Origin of the sequence: Treponema ruminis, from assembly GCF_014201975.1 — a bacterium.
GTDB classification, from domain to species: domain Bacteria; phylum Spirochaetota; class Spirochaetia; order Treponematales; family Treponemataceae; genus Treponema_D; species Treponema_D ruminis.
Genome location: NZ_JACHFQ010000003.1, coordinates 372,636 through 389,783 on the forward strand (window position 1 = coordinate 372,636; position 17,148 = coordinate 389,783).

Below are 17,148 nucleotides of genomic sequence, written 5' to 3' on the forward strand. Positions count from 1 at the left end.
TATTATGCAGACAACGTGTTATAATAAATTCCATGGATGCTAATTATTACGACTACATTACAAAGCTGCCCAACATGACTTATTTCTTCGAGATTTCAGCAGCCCGTAAAGAAAGTATAGTAAAAAACAATGGTCAACCGGCACTCCTCTTTTTAAGTCTGCAGGGCATGAAAGACTTCAACCAGAAAAACGGCTTTGCAGACGGCAACCAGTACCTTCAGTCTTTCGCATCAATCATGGCCTCTTATTTTGACGCAGAAAACTGCTGCCGTCTTGGAGGCGTTCACTTTGCAGTCATTGCAGACGACACAAAAATAAAGGAAAATCTCCGTGACTTTTTGGAGCGCTGCAAAATCTTCAATACAACGGCAGGAATTTATCCCCACATCGGCATCTACCAGTATCAGACCGAAGACGTAAGCATCAACGTTGCCTGTGACCGCGCCAAACTCGCATGTGACACCCTCAAAAACGAAAACAAAGAAGGCGTCGCATATTACGACCAGACAACACGAAAAGCCGAAGAAACTCACCGCTACATAATCGAAAACCTCAACCGGGCAATTTCCGAACGATGGATTACAGTCTACTACCAGCCTATCGTGCGTGCCGTAAACGGCAAGGTCTGTGACGAGGAAGCACTTGCCCGCTGGATTGACCCGATAAAAGGCTTCCTTTCCCCGGCAGATTTCATTCCCGTTCTCGAAGAAGAAAATCTGATTTACAAAATTGACCTCTACGTGGTTGAGCGCGTTCTCGAAAAGATGAAATACTTTGAGTCTCAGGGAATTTCTGTAGTCTCACATTCAATCAACCTCTCTCGCTCAGATTTCGAATCTTGCGACATCGTTGAGGAAATCCGCACGAGAGTTGACATCGCAGGCATTCCTCGAAGCAAAATCAACATCGAAATCACCGAAAGCGTAATCGGCAGCGACTTTGACTTCATGATAAAGCAGATTGCCCGCTTCCAGGAACTGGGCTTTCAGGTCTGGATGGACGATTTCGGCGCAGGCTATTCATCTCTTAATGTTCTCAAAGAAATTCCATTCAACCTCATCAAATTCGACATGAGTTTCATGCGTCACTTCGACGAAAAGAACAACGGCAAAATCATTCTCTCGGAGTTAATGAAGCTGGCATTTGCAATTGGAGTTGATACAGTATGCGAAGGCGTTGAAACAGAAGTACAGCTTCAGTTCCTTAAAGAAATCGGCTGCTCAAAAATTCAGGGATTTTTCTACAGCAAGCCAAATTCCCTAGAGCAGATTCTCGAGCGAATCGATACAAAAATCGCCATCGGCTTTGAAAATCCGGCAGAAACAAAATACTACGAAACAATTGGTCAGATAAACCTTCATGACCTCTCTGTAATCAGCAACGGAAGCGAAAAGGACTTTGACAACATTTTCAACACGCTGCCTATGGCGATTATCGAACTCGACGATGATTACGTACGCTTTGTCCGCACAAACCAGTCTTACCGCAACTTTTTCGCACGTTGCTTTGGAATGACAATCGAAGGAACTCCGATTCCGATACAGACGGCCAAGCAAGGTCAGGGCTCGCACTTTTTCAAAGTCACAATGCAGGTCGCAAAAGACGGCAAAAACACATTCACAGACGAAATTCTTTCAGACGGCTCCACTGCAAATTTCTTTGTCCGGCACCTGGCCACAAACCATGTCAAAAAGACAAAAGCACTTGCAGTTTGCGTTCTTTCAATAAAATCTCCAGAAGAAGGAATCACTTACGCGAACATCGCAAAAGCCCTTGCATCCGATTACTTCAAGCTTTTTTACGTCAACATTGCTACCGGCAAATACATCGAATACACATCGAACGTTGGCGAAGACATAATGACATCAGAAAGGCACGGCGAAAATTTCTTCGGCGGCGAAATGAAAACCGTCAATCAGGTTGTCTACGAAGAAGACCGTGAAATGTTCGCAAGCATCTTTACAGTCGAGAATATAAAAAAGGAACTTACCGAACAGGGAAGATTTTCAATCGACTACCGCATCACAAAAGACGGCAAACTCATATACGTAAACATGAAAGTGATGCGGATGAACGGCGGCAAAAACCTAATCATCGCATTGAGCAACGTTGACTCACAGGTAAAGCAGAAAAAGATTGCGGAACAGGCCCAGCAGGAAAAAATCATCTACTCACGGCTCATGTCCCTTTCGGGCGATTTTATCTGCATGTATGTCGTAAATCCAGAAACCGAAGAATTTACCGAATACAGTGCCTCAAAAGATTATTCAGAGCTAAATCTTCCAAAAGGCGGAACAAACTTTTTTGAAATTACCCGCAATAATTCAGCAAAGGTTCTCCACCCCGACGATATCGAAGCCTTCCAGAAAGACTTTTACAAAGAAACCATCATGGATGCAATAGAAAAAAAAGGCCTTTACATGTATCACGCCCGGATTATGATGGGCGGAGAAGCAAGGCCTTACACGGTAAAAGTCTCCCTCGTCAAGGAAAACGGCGAGGACAGACTTATCGTAGGAATCAGATTGTAAAAAATTGGGGGCTACCGCCGCAAGCGGCGGTCGGGCCTTCCGCCCTTCGCTCACGCTCATTGCCAGCAAGCCGGCAACTTCGGGGCTACATACCCTAGCCCTTAGATTTTCCCTGATTTTTTGTCCTTCAATATCAATTCACGCAACGCTTCGACCGCAACGGTGATTGCAGCCTCGGTGTCGTGGGCCTGCTTGTTCGGAAGGCCTTTTTTTGCGCGCTCCTGATTTGCCACAACGAGGAAGCATGAGCCTACCCGCACCCGCAGGAACTGGCCTGCTATGAACAAAGCCGCGCTTTCCATTTCGCTTGCAAGGCAGCCCATGCGCAGCCATGCCTGCCATTTATTTTCGAGCTCGTAGCTCACTGGCATAACCTCTGGCTCATGCTGCCCGAAGAATGAATCCTTGCACTGGACGACACCAGTGTGGTTTGGAACTCCGAGTTTTGAAGCCGCGTTCATAAGGGCATTTACGCACTCAATGTTTGCAACGGCAGGATACTCAATCGGAGCAAACTCTCGGCTTGTCCCTTCCATGCGGACGGCTCCTGTCGCAATTACGATGTCACCGCCCATGACTTCTTCCTGCATGCCGCCACAGGTTCCAACGCGGATAAATGTGTGGGCACCGCATTTTGAAAGCTCTTCAATCGCAATCGAAGCCGAAGGACCACCGATTCCAGTTGAAGTGACCGAAACAGGAAGGCCCTCGAGAGTGCCTGTGTAAGTTGTATATTCGCGGACGTCAGCAACAAGCCTGGCATTGTCAAAATGCTCAGCAATTTTTGCGCAGCGCTTGGGATCGCCCGGCATAATCACGTATTTTCCGATATCATTTGGCCCTACTCCAGTATGATACTGCTTTCCAGAGCCTTCTGTGTAATCTACCATAAATGAACCTCCACTTATAAAATTCCTATTCCCGATTCCAATGAATTAAGTTTAGAACCGCAATTCTGCTCTATTAAATTATACACCAGGTTTTTCATTTCCAAAAGACTTTTTCCTGAGACAGTGATTTTTCTGACCTCTTTTGGCGAAAGGGAAGAAATTGCCTCAAGATATGTGATCGAGGACTTTGAAAGCTGGATGTTTCCTTTTTCAAGACTGGCACAGTCAGGGCAAGAAAAGCCGTTTTCAAAAGGCGAATAAATGTATTTTTGTGAAAGTGAATCTTCCGTAAATTTCTGGGCATGAAGGGATGAGCCGCAGTTGCAGCAGACAGCAGAGTCAGGCCGCACGCCCAAAAGCCCAAGATAGCGCCACAAAAAGCGGATCAGCCCCAGACGGCTTTCGTCTTCAGTTGAAAGCTCGATTCCGTCCAGAAAGCCGTTCACGATTTTCCAGGCTTCCTCAGGAAAGCCCGCGCACTTTGTCTTAATTAAAATTTCCGTTGCAAGGGAAGCCGCATAAGTCTTAAAAAGATTTTCCCGGAATGAAAGATGACAGTTTTTGACGTCAAAGTCAGTGATTTTGGTCTGCTTTTTGACTTCATCGCGGTAAAGATAAATCACGCCCGAATTCATGGGCGATACAAGCGAGCGAAGCTTAGACTTGGGCCCGCCGTAAAGAGTAGCAAAATGGATTCCCTCGGAAGGAGAAAAAATAGTAACCCGCCGGTTGCTTTCCCCGCTTATCTGCACGGAAAGAATAAGGGCGGGAGTTGAAAAATTACGCATTAACTGACGATCTGAACGCCTGCGCTGGCTCCGATTCGGCTTGCACCGGCATTGGCCATGGCTACGGCTTCTTCCCAGTTGTGGACGCCGCCGCTTGCCTTTACTCCAAGCCTGTCGCCGACAGTCTTTCGCATGAGCTCAACGGCGTGAACAGTCGCTCCGTTAGGCAAAAGCTTTCCGTCTGCACCTTTGAGGATTGCAAAGCCTGTCGAAGTCTTAACGAAATCAGCCCCAGCCTTTTCCGCACACTCGCAGCACTTTACGATTTCTTCGTCAGAAAGATAGCAGGTTTCCAAAATTACCTTGAGGATGATTTTCGGGTCGCCCGGAACAACGACGTCATTGATTGCACAGCGGACTGCATAAATGTCCTCAAAAACGTCTTCCCAGTCACCGTCTTTTACAAGGCCCAGGTTAACGACCATATCGACTTCACGGGCGCCCTCGTCAACAACAAGACCTGCCTCGCTGGCCTTGTCATCAATTGAGACAGAACCAAGAGGGAAGCCTACAACGGTGCAGACCTTAACTTCGCTTCCTTCAAGCAAAGACGCCGCAAGGGGAACATAATAAGGATTAACGCAGACAGAGGCAAAGCCGAATTTTTTTGCCTCTTCGCACAGTTTTTCAATGTCTTTTTTTGTCGCACACGGATTGAGGTTAGTGTGGTCAATCATGGATGCGATTTTTTTGATGTTTTCTGAATTCTTTTCCATAAAGAACAATTCTAGCACAGGGAAGACTTTCTTTCCAGCAAAAATATTCTTATCATTTTCAGATGTTAGCAATAAGCAATTCGTACTCTGCCCACTTGTTTTCTGATTTTTTCGATGTTACAATATTTTTACAAATCTTAATTAAGAGGTAACTAATTATGGCAATGAAAATTGATCCAAGCGTATGTGTAAACTGTGGAACTTGTGAACCTGACTGCCCGGTCGGAGCAATCTCAGAGAACAACGGACACCGCGAAATCGACGCAGGAAAATGCGTTAGCTGCGGAACATGTGCATCTGAGTGCCCTGCAAGCGCAATCAGCGAGGCATAAGTTTTCTTAATATTTTTGCAAAGGCTGTCCTTCATTTTTAGGGCAGCCCTTTTTTTTTTCGAAGTCTTGCTTTACAATATTTTCATGTTTGTTTTTCTGATTTTTGCATGTGCGCTTTTATCTTCACTTCTTATTTTCCCACTTTATTTTTGCGCAACCACATTTTCAACCTTCTATTCCTTTACGGTCACTTTCCTTATCGCAGCCTTTTTAATTTTCATCTTCATAAAGCAAATCAAAAAACATGGAGCGAAAGCCGCAGTCTTTTTTCTGGTAAAATTTCTGATTCTAGCGGCAGGCCTTTCATTTTCCTTCATTTTCGTAACCAAAGGCTCAAGGCTGCCCGCCCTTTTGATTTTACTTGCCGCCACTGCCCTCTTCATTCTTGCATCAAAAATCCTGAAATCCAAAAGCACTGAACTTTCATCAGAAAATCTGTAAAAATGAGAAAATTCAAGCCCGCATCCCTTCTCATATTAATAAGCCTCTTCTCCCCGCAAATCCAGTCTCAGGAAATTTCTGATATTCCTTACACAGGCGAAGAAGCCCCCAAAATCATTCCGCTGTATTCAGAAGATTTTCCGCAGATTCAAAATCCCCGCAATCAGTCTCCCAAGCCAGAGGGAAAGGCAAGTTCGCTGGAAGAACTCGAAGAAATCAGGGAACAGAACGAAAGAATCCGGCAGGAAAACGAAATCTGGCTTCAATACCAAAAAGACCTGCAGCTCCAGAGCAAAATCAAAAACATGAGCGAAAGCCGCACAAAAAACATGGAAAAGCCGAAAAATCTTTTCTATAGATACACCGTCACGAAAGATCCGGACAAATATCTCGACACTTTCAACGGACTCTACGCCCGCTTTCAGACAGGCCAGGGAACACTCGCTACAATAAACAGAATTTCAAATCCCCAGGCCGTAAAGCCAGGAATGCAGCTGATTCTGCCGGTCCAGCAGGGACTCTACATTCCAAAAAATGCCTCGTCAGCCCTTGAAATCCTTCTCCAAAAGGAATTTGCTTCTTTTATCAGTGAGGAAACGAAAGTCTTTGAAATCGACGACCGGGAATTCTACTTTCTTCCCTCACTGACCTTTTCACCAACCCAGATAGCCTTTTTCCACGACACGGGAATGCAGCTGCCCCTGAGCAAAAAAATCATCACGTCAGAATTCGGCTACAGAACAAGCCCGATTTCAGGCAAATGGAAATTCCATGCAGGAATAGACCTTGCAGCCCCGATCGGAACGGAAGTTTTCGCCTGCAAGCACGGAAGGGTCAAGACAGCGGCCTACAGCGAAATCTACGGAAATTACATCGTCCTTCTCCATGACAAAAACACGACCAGCCTTTACGCCCACCTTTCAAAAATCCTCGTAAAAAAAGGACAAGCGGTATCAACCGGGGAATGCATAGGTCTTGTCGGCACGACAGGAGCTTCAACCGGACCCCACCTGCATTTTGAAGTCAGGGAAAACGGAACTCCAAAAGATCCGGCAAAAATGTTCTAAAATTTTAGATAAATTTCAGCAAATTTCCTCTCCCTGCCATAGAAAAATAATTCTTCATGTACTATACTTGTTTATATTGATTGGAATTATGAATTTTTCACGCAAAAAATCAAAAATCAGCTTTTCAAGGAAATCAATAATCTTCTCTTTGCTCTTTCTTGCAGGCCTTTCTGCCCATGCTGAGAATTTCCGCGTCCGAAAACTCATTCCAATCGCTTTCAACGGAATCACAGAAAAAATCACGGTCGAAAGCGGAATCAACGATGCCCTCTGGGTCACCCTTCCCAAAGACCTCACATACATCAGCGGAGTCGAGCTTAACCTCAAAATTCCGGAAGACCTAGTCACCTGGCGGGATTCAGTCGCCTACATGCTTTACGAAGGACTGGAACCAAGCCCAAGCGAAAACACCCAGAGCTATTACGGAGAGCACATTCACGTCGCTACAATTCCGGGCAATTTCTCGCTCACAATTTACGCGCCTGTCTCAAATGATTTTTCAATCAAGGACAATCCCTATTCCGTCAAGTTACCGGTGCAGCCGGCCCTTCCAGGCATTTTCCTGCGCTTTATGATGGTAATGAAGGGTGTTCCTGAGTCTCTCGAAAATTCCATTCTTGAAATTACGGCAAAACCTGTTCTCAAAAACAAGGGAGCCCTGGCCCTGACAACCAATCCGCCCTCTTCCGAAGAAAAGCAATATTCAGTCTTTATTGATGACCTTCCGGTTCAGGATTACAAGCACAAAATCCTTACCACAGGAGAGCATCATCTTTCCATTGTCAGCGACTCATACCGCAACGAACTGCGTACCTTCCGTATCGAGCAGGCAAAAACCACATCCCTTTCCGTAAATCTCCGCGGAATCGAGCCTCTCTTAAAGCTTCTCTGCCCCAAGGACACTCAGGTCTTCCTCGACGGCAATCCGATTAAAGTCTCATCTGAGCCGATAATCGTCACTCAGGGCGAGCACACGGTCAAGTTCATTCTGGGCGACTACGAAATCGTAAAAACTGTCTCTGCAATGAACGGCCGCACATATTCAGTCAACCTCAACGTAGACGCATCAATCTCCGAAGAAGACTAAAATTCTTTTTCAATTCCACTAAAGATTTCGGCAAATTCTAGCGATAATATAAAAGTCGGGCACGCAATTATCCCCTCCCACCCATTGGTGCCCGACTTGCCTGATGGGCAATTGGGGCTGCCAATTGGCAGCCCCTTTTCTTTGACTAAGCAAAATCCCGGCAAATCTTTACATTATCTTCTATAAATTGTATTCTATGTAAATGCAAAAATTAAGCAAATTTACTGTCGTAATGATTTCAGGGCTTTTTTTCTTTGCAGGCGTTTTTGGAATTTCGCTTGGTCTTGCCCTTTCAAATACAAAATACATAATCGACAACGAAAACTTCACTGAATTTGACACGGCTCTTCCCACAAGGATTCTTGACATCAACGGCGAATTAATCACTGAACTTGCCAGCGAAGAAAAGCGTGAAATCATCAGCATCAATCATCTTCCCCAGCACATGATTGACGCCCTCGTCTCACGCGAAGACCGCATTTTCTACAGCCATCACGGTTTCTCAATCAAGGCGCTTTTCCGTGCCGTAGTCGGTCAGGCCCTGCACCTTTCACTGGGAGGCGGTTCTACCCTCACCCAGCAGATTGCAGGCACCATCTATTGCGACCGCCGCGACATGTCCTACATGCGAAAACTCAAGGAACTCTGGTGGGCAATCCAGATGGAGCGCCGCTTCTCCAAAAACGAAATCCTTGAGCTTTATCTGAACAAAATCTACTTCGGTGGCGGCACATACGGTGTCAACGCCGCAAGCAAATACTATTTCGGCCACAGTGCCACGGAAATCACACCGGCCGAGGCAGCCATTCTCGTAGTTCAGCTTTCAAACCCGGCCCACTACAATCCATTCGAGTACCCAAACAGGGCAATGGACAGGCAGAAATATGTTCTTTCAGCCATGGTCGAAAGCGGCCTCATCACTCAGGAACAGTCAGACTCATCATTTGAAGAATACTGGGCAAATTTCGATTACACGCGAACAGGAAACACCCAGATCCGCACCCGCGATGACAATGCCCCTTGGTTCTCCGAATATGTACGCCGCGAGCTTTCAAACATGATTTACGGCACGGACGACATTTATTCTTCCGGCTTTACCGTAAACACAACCCTCAACCTCAAAAATCAAATTGCGGCCCAGAACACGATGGAGCGCTACATAGCTTACGCAAACCGCAGCTACCAGCGTTCAAGTTCAGAGCGCCAGAACGAGGCCTTCAAAATCTATACACCGCTGACTGAGCTTCTCACGCTCACCTTCAATCTTGGCGAGCTCAAGGTCTCCCAGCAGCGCAACGAGGCTCTTGCCCTTTCGACATACACAAAAACAATAAATCCTATCGTCGATGTCCTCTCCCTGGTCTGTGGCGTCGATTCACTCAAAGTCGGAATCGCAAACAAGGCAAATGCCGTAGCAAAATCCAATGTCGGAAAGAACGTCATCGAAGGAACGATGATTGCCATCGAAAACTCAACAGGCTACATCACTTCCCTGGTCGGAGGAAGCAAATTCGACGGCGAAAACCAGTTTATCCGAGCTGTTCAGGCTAAATTGCAGCCGGGCTCATCTTTCAAGCCCCTTTATTACAGCGCCGCAATTGATTCCCAGCAGTTCACTCCGAGCACAATCATTTCAGACACTCCGGTCGTCTTCCACACGGCAGACGGCAAGCCATACATTCCTCAGAATTTCCGCGGTGAATGGAAGGGCGACGTAGAACTCTGGTACGCCCTGGCCCACTCAATGAACGTTCCATCACTCAAGATTCTTGACGGAATCGGCTTTGACACAGCCATCAACCGGGCAATCGACCTTCTCGGCATTCCAAAGGAAGAAGTTCCAAACCGTGGCTTTGTTCCGGGCTATCCGATTGGCCTCGGCGTATGTTCAGTCCGCCCGATCGAGCTTGCCCACGCTTACGCCTGCTTTGCTAACGGCGGCAAGGAAGTCGTTCCAATCGCCATTAGAAATGTCGAGGACAAGAACGGAAATGTCTTCCTCAATCCTGAAAAGGACGTAAGGCAGAAGCAGCAGGCAAAAGGTGCCGCATCCCAGATTATTTCTCCGCAGACAGCCTATACAATGACAAAACTGCTTGAAAACACAGTCAAATCGGGTACTCTGGCAGGTCCGACAGGCAACGGTGCCAAATTCACCTACCGTGACTCAAGCGGCCGCAAATACACGATTCCGGCAGCCGGCAAGACAGGAACCACCCAGAACTGGGCAGACGCATGGACGGCATGTTTTACACCATATTACACGTCAATTTTCTGGTTCGGCTTTGATAAACCGGGTCAGTCACTTGGCCTTCAGCTTACTGGTTCTACTCTGGCAGGTTACGCAATGGCCAGCTTCATGCAGAAAGCACACGAAGGCCTTCCATACAAGAATTTCGTCCGTCCTTCAACAGGCACGGTTGACGTCACAGTCTGCTCTGTATCAGGCGCCCTGCCAACAGAAGACTGCGAAGACCACAAAATCACCCTCACCTTCCTCGACGGAACTCAGCCGACGGAACTCTGCACTGTTCATTCTGGAAACTCAGCAGGAAGGATTCTGGGCCTCTACCGCCTCGAACAGGAATTATACAGGGCCGGTTTTGCAAGTGACTTGATTATCAAGGACAATAATCCGCTTACATTTGACCTTGACGGCACTTCCCGCATGGATTCTTCTATGAGTTCATCTTACGACTTCCTGCAGGAAGACGAATTTGGAAATGCACCGGACTACAACTTCCTTTTGGATTAAAATTTATCATGACAGACTTATCAGATCTTAAAAACGAGCTGAACCCCGAGCAGTATGAAGCCGTAATGACAATCAACGGCGCCATTCTGATTATTGCCGGGGCCGGCAGCGGAAAGACACGCGTAATTACATTCAGAATTGCTCACATGCTTGATGCAGGCGTTCCTCAGAGCGCGATTCTGGCCCTCACCTTTACAAACAAGGCTGCCCGCGAAATGAGCGAGCGAATCAAGGATTTGACGGGCAAAAAGCTGCCTCTTCTCACAATCTCCACATTCCACGCTTTCGGTGTACGTATTTTAAGGCAGGAAATCTCAGCCCTGGGCTACCGCGAAAATTTCTCAATCTACGACGAAACTGACCGCAATGCCTTGATTAAGGAAACAGGCCGGGAACTTGCCTACTCCCCTGACGCACTCGACGTCTATCAGGTTGGAATTTTGATTTCAGACATCAAGACTGGCCGCAAGCAGTGGACAATCGAAAACGAAATGTACAAGGACCTTTATGAAGGCTATCAGGAAGGACTCAAGCTCTACAACGCGGTTGATTTTGACGATTTGATTACCCTGCCGATTAAGCTTTTCCGAGAGCATCCGGAAATCTTAGCCAAGTACAAGGAACGCTACAAGTACATCATGGTCGACGAGTTCCAGGACACAAGCCACCAGCAGTACGAGTTCATGCGTCTTCTTGCAGACAACAATATCGCCGTCGTTGGTGACGATGACCAGTCTATTTACTCATGGCGGGGTGCCGACTATCAGAACATCATCAATTTTGAAAAAGACTTCAAGGACGTAAAGGAAATCCGTCTGGAGCAGAATTACCGCTCGACAGGCACTATTCTTGCGGCTGCAAACGGCGTCATCAAGCACAACACCAACCGCAAGGACAAGGAACTCTGGAGCGGAAAGGGCGACGGAAAGCCGATTGAAATCTACATGCCGGAAAACGAAACTGCGGAAGCGGCTTTCATCACTGAGACGATTCAGGGAATCTGTGTTTCAGAAAAACGCAAGTACGATGATTTCTGCGTCCTCATGAGGGCAAACACCCAGTCACGCGCAATCGAAGAAGCCTTTCTTGCAGAAAACATTCCCTACACCATGAGCGGCGGAACTTCATTCTTCCAGCGAAAGGAAATCAAGGACATAATCTCATACCTGCGCGTAATCTCAAACCACGACGATGACGTAAACCTCTTGCGAATCATAAACACACCGCGAAGGGGCCTGGGAAGGGCTACAATCGAAAAGCTCAACGAAATCGCAAAGAACCTTTCCTGCTCCCTCTGGGAAGCAATCAACGCCCTGCTTGAAGTGGGCGACAACGAGGCAGATTTATTCATGCAGGGAGGAACGATTTCAGAAAAATCCTCTCATCCAGACTTCGACGACGAATCTTTCTCTGAGGGAACAAAACAGAACCTCAAGGCCTTTGTTGACATAATTGAAGGAAACAAGTCGATGCTGGGCGGCCACGGACTTGCAAAAAAAGTGCGCACGATGGTCGAAAACATCCGTTATTTTGATTATCTGATTGGCGAAAACCCAAAATCCGAAAAGGCAGCCCGCTTTAAGATGCTCAATATCGAAAGCTTGATCGGCTCAATCGAGCGCTGGGAAAACAACCCGGAATCAGGCGAGCCTACTCTCTACAACTACCTCAACCGAATCACCCTTTTAAGCCGTGACGACCTTGACGATGACGAAAACCTTGGCAAAGTCAACCTGATGACCATTCACGCTTCAAAGGGACTGGAATTCCCGGTCGTATTCATTGCAGGAACCGAAGAAGGCCTGATTCCTCACGGAAGGGCCGTTGATGAGGGCGGAGATGCGGCGGTCGAAGAAGAAAGGCGTCTTTTCTATGTTGCAATTACCAGGGCCCGCGACAAGCTCCTTATTTCAAGCTGCCGCAGCCGTCGCAGACAGAACAGTTCTGTAGAAAGCCAGCCCAGCCGCTTTTTGGACGAAATTCCGCCGCACCTGGTAGAATACCACGAGCCCCAGAAAGAAGTGAGCGCAGACATGGCAATAGACCTGCTCCAGCAGATGAAAAAGAAATTCACAGCGCCCAAAGTTCCGGGATTCTAATCCGCTCCCTCGATTTTCAGCCTCTCCCAGAATTCCGTGTTTTCCTGGCCTACCCGCCAGAATGCAAGGCGGGTAATGTCGTTTTCCCTGTAGCTTCTGCATCTTTTAACAGAGGACTCGACTGTATCATAAAACATTGTAACTCTGGTCGTCGTGTCGAAAGAAAAGCTTAAGTCTCCGTTGGCGGAAATTTTAAAGGCCTTAGCCTGAACGTCTTTTATTACATTGTCCACGCGGTACATTCTGTAGGCCTTTTGCCCCACGCTCTCGTTGTTCCAGGCCCTGGCATAAAAAGGACAGCCCATGACAAGTTTGTCTTCGGGAATCACAGTCTTTGCGTAATCAGCGATTCTCTTGCACCAGGCAAGGGAAGCAATGGGGCCCGGCGAGCTCGTAGACCAGTGCTCGTCATAAGCCATTACGATTATTCTGTCCACGATTTTTGAAAGTTCAGCGTAGTTGTAGGCGTCTTTTTCCAGAGTCCTCGTTCTGGCAGGAATCGCAACCGTAAGCATTTTTCCGTGCAGGCGTTTTTTCAGCTGCTTCAAAAAATTCCAGAAATTGTGGGCATCTTCCTTCATTACAAGTTCCCAGTCAATCTGAACGCCGTCATAGTCCTTGGCTTCCTTTACCAGCTGCTTTATGATTTTATTGCGAAGGGGAAGTTTCGGGTCGAGAAGAAGATGGGTCTGAGCCTTGGAATCCACGCTGGAAACGATATGAATACGCCCTTTAAAATCCGGGAATTTCTCAGACCGCTTGGGAACAGGCCTGAAATCCGAAAAATTGCTCACGGCGCTGACAAAATAGCCCACGTCAGTAACCGGATAGTCATTGGAAAAACAGCTTTCTTCTCCAATCATGACATAGCCCCAAATCTCCTTAAAAGAAAGCGCTTCTTCTTCAGGTGCAGGGCTTTCAATTGGCGAATCCAGATTCTGGGCTAAAAGATTTGAAGGAAAACTAAAAAAAGAGATAAAAACAAAAGAAAGAAGGAAAAACTTTTTCACTATGACCACCCCTTACCCATTATCGGTAAATTCGGGTGGCCATTTAATTGCTTAGTTTACTTTTTTGAAAAGGACGTAATCAAGAGTCATGCCGTTCTGGCCGTTATTGGCAGGATTATTTACATCATTCTGCTGAATTTTAAGGGTAACGGTAGTCGGCTGATCAAGGGTAAAGCTTACGACAGAGCGGGTTGTAAGCTCATATTTGCCGATTGGAGGCTCTGAGCCGTAAACTAGGTAAGAATCCTTGTTGATGTAAACATTGAAGCGTGATTTTTTTGTGTCAGGAGCATAAACGCTGGCCATTCCCTGATAAGTTCCAGCCGGGAAATTGACCTCTGCGATAGCCCAAGAAGACTCATTTTCGAGGCGGAGACCAAAAGAGCCGGAAGCTGAATCGTCGGCAATCACCTCAAATCCGTCGTAATACATATTCTCAAGTTCAATCTGCAATGAATCGCCTGTAAAATCGAACTTTGGAGCTTCTGTAAGGCGCTTTGGCAGCTTATCAAGCCCATGGCTCTTAATTGAACCAACGCTAAGCTCGGAACGGCTTGAAATTCCCCCGGAACTGCCCATTGATTGCTTTTTTTCAGCAGGTTTTGCAGGCTGTGATTTTTCCATTGTTGCAGTAGACCCGCAGGAAATTAAGAAAGCTGAAGCAAAAAGACCAAGTAAAACCAAAAACTTATTAGACAGTTTCATCGAGAACTCCTTTTTATTCTATTATTAAATCAAACTTAGGCTTTTTTTTCAAGACATAAAAAAAGCGGCTCAAAAATGAACCGCTTCTGAGACTGGCGTGATTCGAACACGCGACCCTCTGCTTAGAAGGCAGATGCTCTAATCCAACTGAGCTACAATCTCGTGACAAATAATATATCAGATTGTAGGACTTTTTGCAATCGGATTGAGCATGAAAATTCTAAGAAAAGATTTTTTCAGCCGCCTCCCTGCTTTCAGCAATCTGCTTTATCATGTCCTCAATCAAAGGCTTGGTGTAATAGTCGGTCATTTCCTGGGAAGTATGGCCCACCAAAAGCCTGACGACCTCTCCGTTCAGATAGCGCCTCATTCTTGTGACATAAGTGTAGCGGAGTGAATGCGGAGTCAGTTTCCGCCCCTTGGCTTCAATCAAAGACCTGTCCAGCATTTTCTTAAAAAGCCGGTCGCAGAATTCCGCCCGGAAAGGCTTGCCGTTTTTCGTAAAAATATAGTCTTCGGGCGAAAAATCATTTCTCTTGAAATAGGACTTTATCTTTCTTTCAAGCTCGGTCGGCAAAAACACGACCCGGATTTTCTTTTCCCGGATGCTGCCGGACTTGTTGAAATTCGTCCTGGAGCCGTCAAAGCGGATAAATCCGTCCACAAGAAGAATGTGTTTCCTGAAATTGAACTGCTTGGCCTTCAAGCCCCTGGCCTCTCCCATTCTAAGGCCACAGTTCACCGTCACATAAAAAAGAAGGAATTCAGCCTCGTTCTCCCAAAGTGCGCTGTTAAAAAAGAGGTTCAGTTCTTCGGTAGAAAAAACGTCAGCCTTTTTCGAACTGTTGGAAAAGCGCGGAAAATTGGGCACAAGGATTTCAAGGCCTGTCCTCCAGACATATTCTCCATACAATTCCTTAAATACCTGAAGATAGTGATTTTTCCATGAAGAGCTTCTGGAAAGGTCAAGCGAAAAGAGGTATTTGACGATTTTGGCACTTGGAATTGACTCAATATCTTCCTCGCCAAAACGTCCAACAATAAGGTCAAGCAGCCTTCTTTTTTGGGAAAGCGTTTTGTCTGAAAGGTTTTTACCAAGCATCTCAAGGCGGGCAACCTGATCTTCGCCACGCACGAACATTGTTTGAGAAAGTTCCCTGATCTTCATAAGCACACTCCTTATAAGTAGTAGATTGGTATAAGGAATATTCTAGCAAAGGAAAGGAAAAATGCTTGTAAAAAAGGATTAAATTATTCGCCCTTCTTAATTGGAACTGAGCCCAGATCGAGGACAAGGCTGTAGCTTGAAGTAACTGTTTCGTCATTTAAAGCAACACCAACCGCGAACATCTGTACGTAATATTCATCAAAAGTTTTATCCTTGTCGGCTTCGGCACACTTATAGTCCGCATCGCCATATTCAGGCAGAACGTCCCTGGTCTTTTTTTCCTTATCATCTTCATTATTGTCAAAAAAATCAAAAGACTTACGGTTGCCGTTTCTGAATGGAATATAATCTGTATAGCTATAGACAGTGTCGCCTTCGTTTTTTATTCCGACACAGGCATGGTCGATGTATCTTTCATCCGTATCAGCAGAAGAATCATCGGCATTTGCATAAGTCAAAAGGCGGAAGACGACAGAACGGTTGACCTGGGGAAAGAAGACAGAAGAATCAATTGACTTGCTCGTTCCCAAAGGCTGATAGGAATAAGTTTCTATCATTCGGGTGGGTGCGGCAGAAGAGTTTGTGCTTGTATTTACGGAAAGAATTGAAGAACGCTCACTGCTCAAAGTTGACGAGCTGTTATAAATCTTGTAATAAACATCCGTGCCGAGAAAATTTGTCCCGTCATCATCAGATGTTATAAAACTGAAATACCATTTCGTATATTCGTCCGTACTGTAGAGGGGCGCGTTACGGGTAACGGTCGGTTCCTTTACAGTTAAAACAGTTTCCAGACCGCATGAGGACAAAAAAATGCCGGCAATCATGCATAAAATCGGAAAAAGAAAATTCTTCTGCATCTGCCGGCACCTTTTATTACTGAATGTTTCCTGCGTTTTTCAAAGCAATGAGACGTGTTTTTGCGAGCTGAGCCCAGCTTGATGAAGAATGCAATTCGTTGAGCTTTTCATAAGCTGCTTTTGCATCATCATATTTTTTTGCATCTTCGTTTACACGAGCGAGAGAGAAAAGAGCATGGTCAACAAGAAGGAAATCCTCGTCCTCAGAAGCAGACTTGTAATAAGCGATTGCGTTTTCTGAATCGTTGAGGTTTTCGCTGCAAACTGCTGCATTGTAGTAGCAGAGTGAAGTTGTGTAGTTCTTGCCCTTTGCCTGGATAGCCTTGAGCCATGCAGAGCGAGCCTGATCGTAATTCTTTTTTGCGAAATTGATTTCAGCAGCGAGCATGTTGGCACGAAGACCTACAACACCGCTTTTGTCAGAAAGTTTTGCAAGTTCCTCGAGGGCCTTGTCCTGACGTGCAGCAATATCAGTCTCAGAAAGATCTTTTGATTCATTTGTGAGATTGTAAGCGATAGAATCAACCTGAGAAATCCCCTTCTCAATTGACTTTGAACGAACAGTAGCAAATACTGCAACTGCTACAATTACGACAACAACAACAGCGGCAACCGCAAAAACAATTCCTTTTGATTTTTCCAGAACAGAGTTCAAAGAAGTTTCAATAGTTTGTTTTTCTGTTTTTTCAATCATTTTTT

General features: G+C 46.1%; 15 protein-coding genes and 1 tRNA gene. 7 read left to right on the plus strand and 9 right to left on the minus strand.

The window, feature by feature from the left end:
- The first annotated feature begins 32 nt into the window (after nt 1–32).
- On the plus strand, nt 33–2,531 hold the full coding sequence (locus tag HNP76_RS06010) for an EAL domain-containing protein (protein WP_184658493.1): 2,499 nt from the start codon (nt 33–35) through the stop codon (nt 2,529–2,531).
- 101 nt (nt 2,532–2,632) lie between these two features.
- On the opposite strand, the gene udp is transcribed toward HNP76_RS06010, so the two are convergent.
- Genes udp through deoC form a run of 3 tightly spaced genes read right to left on the minus strand, consistent with a single transcriptional unit; the run spans nt 2,633 to nt 4,925 of the window.
- Nucleotides 2,633–3,421 (minus strand): uridine phosphorylase, encoded by a 789-nt coding sequence (udp, locus tag HNP76_RS06015; protein WP_184658495.1) that lies wholly within the window; start codon nt 3,419–3,421, stop codon nt 2,633–2,635.
- Between the two features lie 14 nt (nt 3,422–3,435).
- Complete coding sequence (recO, locus tag HNP76_RS06020; protein WP_184658497.1) at nt 3,436–4,209, minus strand: DNA repair protein RecO; 774 nt, start codon at nt 4,207–4,209, stop codon at nt 3,436–3,438.
- The gene (deoC, locus tag HNP76_RS06025; protein WP_184658499.1) at nt 4,209–4,925 is read right to left on the minus strand and encodes a deoxyribose-phosphate aldolase; all 717 of its coding nucleotides are present in this window, start codon (nt 4,923–4,925) and stop codon (nt 4,209–4,211) included. Before deoC ends, recO begins: the two co-directional genes overlap by 1 nt.
- A gap of 158 nt (nt 4,926–5,083) precedes the next feature.
- On the opposite strand from deoC, the gene fdxA reads away from it, so the two are divergent.
- The 6 genes from fdxA to HNP76_RS06055 all read left to right on the plus strand — a co-directional run bounded on the left by fdxA (nt 5,084) and on the right by HNP76_RS06055 (nt 12,706).
- Nucleotides 5,084–5,257, plus strand: a complete 174-nt coding sequence (gene fdxA, locus HNP76_RS06030; protein WP_184658501.1) for a 4Fe-4S ferredoxin — start codon at nt 5,084–5,086, stop codon at nt 5,255–5,257.
- 84 nt (nt 5,258–5,341) lie between these two features.
- Nucleotides 5,342–5,698: a hypothetical protein gene (locus HNP76_RS06035; protein WP_184658504.1), complete on the plus strand. Its 357-nt coding sequence runs from the start codon at nt 5,342–5,344 to the stop codon at nt 5,696–5,698.
- A 2-nt stretch (nt 5,699–5,700) separates the two neighbouring features.
- Nucleotides 5,701–6,765, plus strand: a complete 1,065-nt coding sequence (locus HNP76_RS06040) for a peptidoglycan DD-metalloendopeptidase family protein (protein WP_184658506.1) — start codon at nt 5,701–5,703, stop codon at nt 6,763–6,765.
- An 88-nt stretch (nt 6,766–6,853) separates the two neighbouring features.
- On the plus strand, nt 6,854–7,852 hold the full coding sequence (locus HNP76_RS06045) for a hypothetical protein (RefSeq protein ID WP_184658508.1): 999 nt from the start codon (nt 6,854–6,856) through the stop codon (nt 7,850–7,852).
- Between the two features lie 202 nt (nt 7,853–8,054).
- The gene (locus HNP76_RS06050) at nt 8,055–10,607 is read left to right on the plus strand and encodes a penicillin-binding protein 1A (protein ID WP_184658510.1); all 2,553 of its coding nucleotides are present in this window, start codon (nt 8,055–8,057) and stop codon (nt 10,605–10,607) included.
- 8 nt (nt 10,608–10,615) lie between these two features.
- Nucleotides 10,616–12,706 (plus strand): ATP-dependent helicase, encoded by a 2,091-nt coding sequence (locus HNP76_RS06055; RefSeq protein WP_184658512.1) that lies wholly within the window; start codon nt 10,616–10,618, stop codon nt 12,704–12,706.
- On the opposite strand, the gene HNP76_RS06060 is transcribed toward HNP76_RS06055, so the two are convergent.
- From HNP76_RS06060 to HNP76_RS06085, 6 genes are all read right to left on the minus strand, one after another.
- Nucleotides 12,703–13,716, minus strand: a complete 1,014-nt coding sequence (locus tag HNP76_RS06060) for a glycosyl hydrolase family 18 protein (protein ID WP_184658514.1) — start codon at nt 13,714–13,716, stop codon at nt 12,703–12,705. The genes HNP76_RS06055 and HNP76_RS06060 overlap by 4 nt on opposite strands.
- Before the next feature lie 51 nt (nt 13,717–13,767).
- The gene (locus HNP76_RS06065; RefSeq protein ID WP_184658516.1) at nt 13,768–14,421 is read right to left on the minus strand and encodes a hypothetical protein; all 654 of its coding nucleotides are present in this window, start codon (nt 14,419–14,421) and stop codon (nt 13,768–13,770) included.
- Between the two features lie 87 nt (nt 14,422–14,508).
- Nucleotides 14,509–14,583: transfer RNA gene (locus tag HNP76_RS06070), tRNA-Arg, on the minus strand.
- 58 nt (nt 14,584–14,641) lie between these two features.
- Nucleotides 14,642–15,589, minus strand: coding sequence for a tyrosine-type recombinase/integrase (locus HNP76_RS06075; RefSeq protein WP_184658519.1), 948 nt, complete (start codon nt 15,587–15,589; stop codon nt 14,642–14,644).
- An 83-nt stretch (nt 15,590–15,672) separates the two neighbouring features.
- A complete protein-coding gene (locus HNP76_RS06080; RefSeq protein WP_184658521.1) occupies nt 15,673–16,449 on the minus strand; it encodes a hypothetical protein in 777 nt (258 codons plus the stop codon).
- Nucleotides 16,450–16,465: 16 nt separating this feature from the next.
- Nucleotides 16,466–17,143: a tetratricopeptide repeat protein gene (locus HNP76_RS06085; RefSeq protein ID WP_184658523.1), complete on the minus strand. Its 678-nt coding sequence runs from the start codon at nt 17,141–17,143 to the stop codon at nt 16,466–16,468.
- Nucleotides 17,144–17,148: the final 5 nt, after the last annotated feature.

Coding starts and splice junctions, on each gene's coding strand:
- HNP76_RS06085 (WP_184658523.1), bottom strand. CDS start 17,143: ATGATTGAAAAAACAGAAAAACAAACTATTGAAACTTCTTTGAACTCT.
- fdxA (WP_184658501.1), top strand. CDS start 5,084: ATGGCAATGAAAATTGATCCAAGCGTATGTGTAAACTGTGGAACTTGT.
- HNP76_RS06035 (WP_184658504.1), top strand. CDS start 5,342: ATGTTTGTTTTTCTGATTTTTGCATGTGCGCTTTTATCTTCACTTCTT.
- HNP76_RS06055 (WP_184658512.1), top strand. CDS start 10,616: ATGACAGACTTATCAGATCTTAAAAACGAGCTGAACCCCGAGCAGTAT.
- HNP76_RS06050 (WP_184658510.1), top strand. CDS start 8,055: ATGCAAAAATTAAGCAAATTTACTGTCGTAATGATTTCAGGGCTTTTT.
- deoC (WP_184658499.1), bottom strand. CDS start 4,925: ATGGAAAAGAATTCAGAAAACATCAAAAAAATCGCATCCATGATTGAC.
- HNP76_RS06040 (WP_184658506.1), top strand. CDS start 5,701: ATGAGAAAATTCAAGCCCGCATCCCTTCTCATATTAATAAGCCTCTTC.
- HNP76_RS06010 (WP_184658493.1), top strand. CDS start 33: ATGGATGCTAATTATTACGACTACATTACAAAGCTGCCCAACATGACT.
- udp (WP_184658495.1), bottom strand. CDS start 3,421: ATGGTAGATTACACAGAAGGCTCTGGAAAGCAGTATCATACTGGAGTA.
- HNP76_RS06080 (WP_184658521.1), bottom strand. CDS start 16,449: ATGCAGAAGAATTTTCTTTTTCCGATTTTATGCATGATTGCCGGCATT.
- HNP76_RS06045 (WP_184658508.1), top strand. CDS start 6,854: ATGAATTTTTCACGCAAAAAATCAAAAATCAGCTTTTCAAGGAAATCA.
- HNP76_RS06075 (WP_184658519.1), bottom strand. CDS start 15,589: ATGAAGATCAGGGAACTTTCTCAAACAATGTTCGTGCGTGGCGAAGAT.
- recO (WP_184658497.1), bottom strand. CDS start 4,209: ATGCGTAATTTTTCAACTCCCGCCCTTATTCTTTCCGTGCAGATAAGC.
- HNP76_RS06065 (WP_184658516.1), bottom strand. CDS start 14,421: ATGAAACTGTCTAATAAGTTTTTGGTTTTACTTGGTCTTTTTGCTTCA.